This window comes from Marinimicrobium sp. UBA4509 (assembly GCF_002388575.1).
In the GTDB taxonomy this organism is placed as follows: domain Bacteria; phylum Pseudomonadota; class Gammaproteobacteria; order Pseudomonadales; family Cellvibrionaceae; genus Marinimicrobium; species Marinimicrobium koreense.
The window spans coordinates 6,033-7,717 of record NZ_DGMV01000084.1 but is presented as its reverse complement, the minus strand read 5'-3'; the positions used below and the strand labels follow the sequence as shown (position 1 = coordinate 7,717).

The 1,685-nt window shown below is 58.4% G+C and carries 3 protein-coding genes; all 3 read left to right on the top strand.

The window, feature by feature from the left end; translation table 11 throughout:
• Positions 1-578, top strand: a 578-nt coding sequence (gene rsgA, locus B3520_RS15580; RefSeq protein WP_286876413.1) for a ribosome small subunit-dependent GTPase A, incomplete at its 5' end; no start/stop codon positions are given.
• Positions 579-680: 102 nt separating this feature from the next.
• A complete protein-coding gene (locus B3520_RS15575) occupies positions 681-1,490 on the top strand; it encodes a sulfurtransferase (RefSeq protein WP_286807331.1) in 810 nt (269 codons plus the stop codon).
• Between the two features lie 4 nt (positions 1,491-1,494).
• Positions 1,495-1,685, top strand: a 191-nt coding sequence (locus tag B3520_RS15570) for a RimK-like ATPgrasp N-terminal domain-containing protein (protein WP_286876412.1), incomplete at its 3' end; no start/stop codon positions are given.

Genomic DNA, 1,685 nt, shown 5'->3' with positions numbered 1-1,685 from the left:
CCGAAGCCAGCGATATCACCCCGGCGCTGGTGATCAACAAGTGCGATGCGATTGATGCCCGTATTGTCGACAAGATCAAACGGATGGAATCCCTCTATCGCAGCCTGGGGTATTGGGTCGTGCGAGTCTCCGCCGAGACCGGCGAGGGTATGGACGCGCTGGCCGACTACCTCAAGGACTTCACCAGCGTATTTGTCGGCCAGTCCGGGGTTGGCAAGTCTTCACTGACCAACTACCTGTTGCCGGACGCCGACCTGCGTGTGGGCGAACTCTCCGAGCGTCAGACCGGCAGTCACACCACCACCAATGCCGAGCTGTTCCATTTTCCCGGGGGCGGCCAGTTGATTGATTCCCCGGGGGTGCGGGAGTTCGGGCTCTGGCACATGAGTCGAGATCAGGTACTGGAGAACTTCATCGAGTTTCGTCCTCATCTGGGGCACTGCAAATTCCGCGACTGCGCCCATCAGGGCGAGCCGGGCTGCGCCCTGGAGAAAGCCCTTGAATCCGGCGAGATCAGCCCTCAACGAATGAGTAGTTGTGAACAGATTCTCGACAGTTTGAACTCACCACGCGGCTGAATGCGACAAAGTCCGCATTTTACTATTGAGTCCCGCGTATTCGGCGTTATGCTAACTGAAGACCATGCAGTAACCCGATGCAGTAACCAAAGGAATTTCACTATGGCCGACCTGCCACTGATCATCGAACCCGCTGACCTCGCTCAGCTGCTGAAACAACCGCCGGAAAACCTGCGCATTGTGGATCTGTGCAGCGAACCGAGCTATCAGCACGGTCACGTCGAAGGGGCCCTGCACATTCCACCGCAAATGCTGTTGAGCAATATCCCGCCCGCCCCGGGGCGCATCGCCAGCGTGGAGCAGCTCAATCGGCTGTTTTCCTACCTGGGTCTGACCCCCGATACGCACTTTGTCGTCTACGACGATGAAGGCGGCGGTTGGGCCGGACGCTTTATCTGGACCCTGGACGCCATCGGGCACAAGCATTACTCCTATCTCAATGGAGGGCTGCAGGCCTGGAAGAGCGATGAGCTGCCCCTGAGCCGGGAGATTCCGCAACCGCCCTTTACCGAAGCCCACGTCAGTCTCGACCCGAGCGTTGTGGTGGAAATTCCGGATATCCTCGAGGCGCTGGAAGATCCAAATTTTGTCGTCTGGGATGCCCGGGGACCGTCTGAATACCGGGGCGAAAAAGTGCTCGCCCAAAAGGGGGGGCATATCCCCGGCGCCGTGAATGTGGAGTGGACTCAGTTGATGGACCATCGCAACGGCCTGCGTATCCGCCCCGACGCCGAAGCCTTTCTGGCCGAACAGGGGCTGACCAAAGACAAACGCATTGTCACCCACTGCCAGAGCCATCATCGCTCGGGCTTTACTTATCTGGTCGGCAAGTCGCTCGGCTTTGACATCAAGGGCTATCACGGCTCCTGGTCCGAGTGGGGCAACCATCCCGACACCCCTGTGGAAATCTGATTGAATGTCACGACTGCTCATTGTTGTTGAGTCCGCCCAGGACTGGGCACCCTACTTCCCCAGTGAGCAGGTAATCACCTTTGATGATTACCTGCAGCTGCCGCCGGCGAAAACCAATCGCACCCGGGTCATCAACCTGTGTCGCAAATTCAGCTACCTGAGCAAAGGTTACTACTGCTCGCTGCTGGCGGAAGC